Source organism: Alcanivorax sp. HI0044 (assembly GCF_001634945.1).
Genome location: NZ_LWEZ01000912.1, coordinates 1 through 6,312 on the forward strand (window position 1 = coordinate 1; position 6,312 = coordinate 6,312).

4 protein-coding genes and 1 pseudogene are annotated in these 6,312 nt (G+C 61.6%); 2 read left to right on the top strand and 3 right to left on the bottom strand.

From position 1 onward, the window contains the following. A pseudogene (locus A3730_RS10740) lies at positions 1-316 on the top strand (ParA family protein); the annotation flags it as partial. A gap of 132 nt (positions 317-448) precedes the next feature. On the opposite strand, the gene A3730_RS10745 reads toward A3730_RS10740, so the two are convergent. The 3 genes from A3730_RS10745 to chrA all read right to left on the bottom strand — a co-directional run bounded on the left by A3730_RS10745 (position 449) and on the right by chrA (position 4,127). Continuing rightward, a complete protein-coding gene (locus tag A3730_RS10745; protein ID WP_063519764.1) occupies positions 449-2,143 on the bottom strand; it encodes an acyl-CoA dehydrogenase family protein in 1,695 nt (564 codons plus the stop codon). 101 nt (positions 2,144-2,244) lie between these two features. Next, the gene (locus A3730_RS10750; RefSeq protein WP_082872339.1) at positions 2,245-2,895 is read right to left on the bottom strand and encodes a TetR/AcrR family transcriptional regulator; all 651 of its coding nucleotides are present in this window, start codon (positions 2,893-2,895) and stop codon (positions 2,245-2,247) included. Between the two features lie 95 nt (positions 2,896-2,990). Next, a complete protein-coding gene (gene chrA, locus A3730_RS10755) occupies positions 2,991-4,127 on the bottom strand; it encodes a chromate efflux transporter (protein WP_063519765.1) in 1,137 nt (378 codons plus the stop codon). A gap of 112 nt (positions 4,128-4,239) precedes the next feature. On the opposite strand from chrA, the gene recQ reads away from it, so the two are divergent. Beyond that, positions 4,240-6,312: DNA helicase RecQ (gene recQ / locus A3730_RS10760; protein WP_063538045.1), on the top strand; the 2,073-nt coding region annotated here is incomplete at its 3' end.

Genomic DNA, 6,312 nt, shown 5'->3' on the forward strand with positions numbered 1-6,312 from the left:
CCCGGTGATCCCCACCCACCTGTCGGTACGCGCCTTCCAGCAGGTGCTCGACTGGATCGACAGCAAGAACTACAAGAACCTGACCGTGGTGCCGTTTTTCAATATGGTCGATCGCCACCGGGACCTGCACGTGGAAATGCTGGTGAAACGGCCCAAGGCCATGAAGGGCGGATTGAAAGGCTGGATCCCGTATTCCACCCACGTGGAGCAGATGGGAGACCACCGCGCGCCGGTCGGCGAATTCGCCCCCTATACCCCCTCCGCCCAGGCCTTCCGCGCCATGTGGTTCGAGATTGCAGGAAAGCTGAAGCTTTAATTAATAACGTCGCGAGACGGGTTTTCGTTTTTTGAAACGCATGAGGCCGCGCCCAATGTTTGGGCGCGGCCTCATTGCTTGGCATTAAGACAGTCGTTGCTCGCCCAGCTATTAATTATTCATTATTAACTATTAATTGCCCTCCCACGGGTTCGCCCGCTTCAGCACCTCATCCAGATCCAGCCCTCTGGGCAAGGTGCCATAATTCCGATCCCCATGCTCTCCCAGTCGCGAGGCGATGAAGGCGTCAGCTACGGCGGTATTGCCGGCGGCCACCAGCTGGCTGGCCTGCATGGTCAGTGATACCCGATCCACGATATCCCGGGCCCGGTATTCCGCCTCATCCATATCGCTGAATTCGCGCTTGAGCGCGTCCACGGCCTTGTCCAGACGGGCATCACTCCCCTGGGTCTTCGCCAGTTCCGCAAACCAGGTATCCAGCACTGCCGGCGTTTTACCAAGGGCGCGCAGCATATCCAGCGCCTGCACATTACCGGAGCCTTCCCAGATCGCATTGATTGGCGCTTCGCGATACAGGCGCGCCATGATGAAGTCCTCCGTCACGCCGTTGCCACCCAGGCACTCCATAGCCTCGTAGGCATGGAACGGGGTGCGTTTGCAGATCCAGTATTTGCCGGCGGGCAAGCCCAGACGCAGCAGCAGGCTTTCATGGCTGTTGGACGGGTCCAGCGTGGACTGATCCAGCGCTTCGCCCATGCGCATGGCGATGGCCAGGGAACCTTCCACTTCCAGCTGCAAATCCGCCAGCACGTTACGCATCAAGGGTTGGTCCAGCAGAGTCTTGCCGAAAGCCGCACGCCCGGCGGCATGGTTCACGGCCTGGGCCACCGCCTGACGTTGCCCCGATGCCGACCCGATCATGCAATCGAAACGGGTCATCGCCACCATTTCGATAATCGCCGGCACCCCACGGCCTTCTTCGCCGACTAACCAACCCAATGCACCACGCAACTCGATTTCCGAGGAGGCGTTGGACACGTTGCCCATCTTGTTTTTCAGGCGCTGTACCTGGATCGGGTTCTTGCTGCCATCCGGGCGCCAGCGCGGCACCAGAAAACAGCTCAACCCGCTTTGCGTCTGCGCCAGCACCAGAAAGGCATCGCACATGGGAGCGGAGGTAAACCACTTGTGCCCCACCAGCTCATAGGCTTCACCCGGCCCTTCATTGCCAATGGCAGTAGCAACGGTGGTGTTGGCACGCACATCGGAACCGCCCTGCTTTTCGGTCATGCCCATGCCAATGGTCAGCGCCTGCTTCTCGGTATGGGGCACATTGCGCGGGTCATAGGCGTTATTGAGAATCTTGGGCAACCACGCCTTCGCCAATGACGGCGTCAGGCTAATGGAGGGCACCGAGGCAAACGTCATGGTCAGCGGGCAACCGTGGCCGGCATCGACCTGCGCCTGTAAATAGCTCTGCGCTGCCCGGGCCACATGGGCCCCGGGCTTGGGGTCCGCCCAGGGAGAAGAGTGCATGCCAGACTCCAGCCCCAGGGCCATCAACCGGTGGTAAGACTCGTGGTATTTCACCAGGTCCACCCGGTACCCCTGGCGATCGTGGGAAAAAAACTGTGGCTTGTGTTCGTTGGCCAGAAAGCCCCACTCGATCACTTCGGCACTGCCAGTGCGAGCACCGTGGGCAGACAGGGCATCCTCCGCCCAGCCCGCGCCATGGCGGGCCACCGCCTCGCGCAGGGCCGTATCGTTGTCGTAAGCGTTGTAATCTTCCAGCGCCCGGGCCTGGTTGAAGACCTCATGGGTCTGGGCCAGCGGGTCCGCTTTCAGGGTGTCGTGCTTGGCATTCATGTGAGCTCTCCCGGTTTATTAACGCAGCGTGTTTCACGCTTCATGCAACAAGCTCCACGGCCACTCCCCACGCAGGGAAAGCGCGCTGCCGTTGCTGCTTTTTACGCAGTCTGTTGCTGCTGAATAGCTTGCGCCTGCGCCGGTGGAGCACCCACCGCGCGCAAACAAAATTGGGTCAGGGATTCCGCCAGGCTGGCCTTGGGTAACGGTTCGGACAACGGACCCACCAGCGCCTCAGCAATGGCGCCCACCAGTGCTGCCGCACTCACAGCCGTGTCCTGCATGGGCAATGCTCCCTGGCTGACGCCATCGCTCAACAACTGCTGGTACAGCTCGGCATAACGCTGGCGGTAGATCAGACGCTCCGCGTCCACCGCCGGGTCCACCGGCTCGGCGATCAGGGACCAGGCCAGCGTAGACGCGGCTTGCGCCCGGCGTACAAACACCTGCAGCACGTATTCCAGCCGCTGAGCAAAATCGCCGTCTTGCTCCATGGCCTGGGCCACCGCCGCCACTTCCCGCTCGGTGGCCAGGCGAAATACCTCCGCCGCCAGCACCGCCTTGTTGTCGAAATAGCGATACAGGGTGCCCACGCCAACGCCAGCCTGGCGGGCCAGCGTCTGCATGGTCAGCCCGGCAAAACCGCTGTCACGCACCAACTGCTCTGCATTACGCAGCAGATGGGCACGCTGGGCCGCCTTGCGGGCTTTCACATTGTCGGTTTCCCGGTACGCCATAAACGGAATCCACATTCATTTCTTTAAAGAAGTGAATCATGATTCCGACTTTCGAGCAAGCCCCACCTGTCGCGCGGCTCTCTGCGGCAGGAACGCCGCTGGCGGCGCGCCTACACCAAACCTGCCAACACTCCTAGCGCCGCCATGCCCAGCACCATTCCCCACAAGGGCACCGTCTTGCTGCGCAGCACCACGAATCCCGCCACCACGATCAACAGATCCCACCCATCATGCACCGCAGAGATGAACACCGGTTGATACAGCGCCGCCAGCAGCAGCCCCACTACCGCCGCATTGATGCCCGCCACCGCACCGGCCAGTGCCGGGCGGGAGGACAACCATTGCCACCCTTCCATCATTCCCAACACCAGTAAAAAACCGGGCAGAAAAATCGCCAGTGTGGCCAGCAAGGCGCCCCACCAGGGGCTGGCTGGTAGCAAAACGGCCCCCAGATACGCTGCCAGCGAGAACATGGGCCCGGGCACCGCCTGGGCAGCCGCATAACCGGTCAGGAACGAGTCCGGGCTCATCTGTGGCCCCACCAGCTCCTGCAATAATGGCAGCACCACATGGCCGCCACCGAATACCAGCGCACCAGCGGTGAAGAAATCATTCCAGAGCCCCAGCAACTGCCCGGCGGGCAACAGCGCCAATAACGCCAAAAGCGCAAAAATCACCAACGGCAACCAACGCCAGACCGGCTTGCCCTGCAACGGCTGAGCATTTGCAGGGCGCAACCAGTACCAGCCCACCGCTGCCGCCAGCAGCAAGGCCGCCACCTGCCCCCAGAGCGCGGGCCAGAGCAGCAGCAACAGAGCCACGCCCAGTGCCAGCCCCCGCGTCAGCGGGGCCGTACAAAAGCGCGTCCCCATATTCCACACGGCATCGGCCACCACCACCACCGCCAGCCACTTCAGGCCTGTGACCACACCACCCTGCAGCCATTCCGGCAGTGCTGCCGCATAGATAGCCAGCAGTGCCATCAACAAAAAGGACGGCAAGGTAAAACCAATAAAGGCCACAAACGCCCCCGCCACCCCGCCGCGCACCCGGCCTATGGCGAAGCCCAACTGGCTGGACGCCGGCCCCGGCAGAAACTGGGTGAGTGCCAGCAAGCGGGCAAAGTCCGCCTCGCTCAACCATTGCAGTTGCACCACAAATCGCTGGTGAAAATACCCCACATGGGCCGCCGGCCCGCCAAAGCTGATCAGCCCCAGCAGCAAAAACTGACGAAATATTTCTGTCATTACCTACACACTTAACCGTCCACAGTGCCCAAAACGCTACCACACCGTCATGACACTCGAATGCATGTCGTCCGGATGTCATCGCTCCGGTCCCACGGGTATACTCCCGGCCATGCAATCCAATGCCCACTCCGTTCTTGAACATGTCTTCGGCTACCACCAGTTTCGCGGTGAACAGCAGACCATTATCAATACCCTGATACAGGGCGACGACGCCCTGGTGCTGATGCCCACCGGCGGCGGTAAATCCCTGTGCTATCAGATCCCCGCCCTGGTCCGGCCAGGCACCGGTGTGGTGATCAGCCCGCTGATTGCCCTGATGCAGGATCAGGTGGATGCGCTCAAGGCACTGGGCGTGAAAGCCGGCTTCCTCAACTCCACCCTGTCACTGGAACAAGTACGCGAGCTGGAAAACGCCTTGCTGCAAGGCGAGTTGGACATGCTCTACATCGCCCCGGAGCGGCTGATACAGCCGCGTACCCTGGCGCTGTTGAAACAGGCTGAGGTCGCCCTGTTCGCTATCGACGAAGCCCACTGTGTGTCCCAGTGGGGGCACGATTTCCGCAACGACTATCTGCAGCTGTCCCTGCTGCACCGGGAATTCCCGCAAGTGCCCCGCATTGCGTTAACCGCCACCGCGGACCAACGCACCCGCACGGAAATTGCCGAGCGACTGGACCTGACCCAGGCGCGGCATTTTGTCTCCAGCTTCGACCGCCCCAACATCCAGTACCGTATCGAGCGCAAGGACGGCGCCCGCAATCAGTTACTGCGCCTGTTGCGTGCCGAGCACGCCGGTGAAGCGGGGATCGTCTACTGCCTGTCGCGCAACAAGGTGGACCGGGTGGCCGAATGGCTATGCCAGCAGGGCATTAATGCTCTGCCCTACCACGCCGGGCTTTCTGGCCCGCTGCGGGAAAAACACCAGCAGCGCTTTCTGCGCGAGGACGGCATTGTCATGGTCGCCACCATTGCCTTCGGCATGGGCATCGACAAACCTGACGTGCGGTTTGTGGCGCATCTGGATCTGCCCAAGAGCATTGAGTCCTACTATCAGGAAACCGGCCGTGCCGGCCGTGATGGCAACCCGGCTACAGCCTGGATGGCCTATGGGCTGGAAGACGCCATCAAGCTCAAACAGATGCTCGCCCAAAGCAGTGGCAACGAGCAGCACAAGCGCAACGAAAACCAGCGCCTGGAAAGCATGCTGGGGCTGTGCGAAATCACCCATTGCCGCCGCCAGGCATTGCTGCACTACTTTGCCGAAACTCTGGAAAAGCCCTGCGGTAACTGCGACACCTGCCTGCACCCACCGGAAACCTTCGACGCCACCGAAGCCGCCCAAAAAGCCCTGAGCTGTGTCTACCGGACCGGACAGCGCTTCGGCGTCAATCACCTGATCGACGTGCTTACCGGCAATCGCTCCGACAAGGTCGCCAGCGCCGGGCACGATCATGTGTCCACCTGGAACATCGGTAACGAATTCAACGCCAACCAGTGGAAAAGCATCTACCGTCAACTGGTGGCCCGCGGCCTGCTCACCGTGGACATGAACGGTTACGGCGCGCTGCAACTGACCGACGCCTGCCGCCCCTACCTGCGCGGGGAACAACCCCTGCACCTGCGCAAGGAAATCGCCAAAGCGAAAAAAGCCGGCACCCGCAAAAGCCAGTCCAACGTGGCGGAAGCGGATCGCGCGCTGTGGGAAGCCCTGCGCGCCTGTCGCAAACGGCTATCCGAAGAAGAAGGGGTGCCGCCCTATGTGGTCTTCCACGATGCCACCCTGATGGATATGCTCGCCATTCGTCCGCGCAACCGCATGGAATTTTCCGCCGTGAGCGGTGTCGGGGATCGCAAACTGGAACGTTACGGCGACCACTTTCTTGCCGTTCTCAATGAGGCGGCGAATGGCAACAGCGCCAGCGAGGCAGAAGACGCCGGCCCGGACAGCAACGAAATTCTCACCCTGGCCCTGGCCAACATGGACCCGCCTGCCATCGCCCGGCAACAGAACCTGAACGAGCAGACCGTCTACCGGGAGCTGAGCCAGCTGGTGGTCAACGGCAAGCTGTCACTGGAACAGGCCCTGGGCCTCAGCGACGTGGAAATCGGTATCATCCAGGACGCCCTGCTCAGCCAGGCCAACCTGGCGGAAGACACCTTCAGCTACCGCCAGATCAAGGAA

Excerpts from the sequence above, each read along its gene's own strand:
- A3730_RS10745 (WP_063519764.1), bottom strand. The coding sequence starts at position 2,143 with ATGAATGCCAAGCACGACACCCTGAAAGCGGACCCGCTGGCCCAGACC.
- A3730_RS10750 (WP_082872339.1), bottom strand. The coding sequence starts at position 2,895 with ATGTGGATTCCGTTTATGGCGTACCGGGAAACCGACAATGTGAAAGCC.
- chrA (WP_063519765.1), bottom strand. The coding sequence starts at position 4,127 with ATGACAGAAATATTTCGTCAGTTTTTGCTGCTGGGGCTGATCAGCTTT.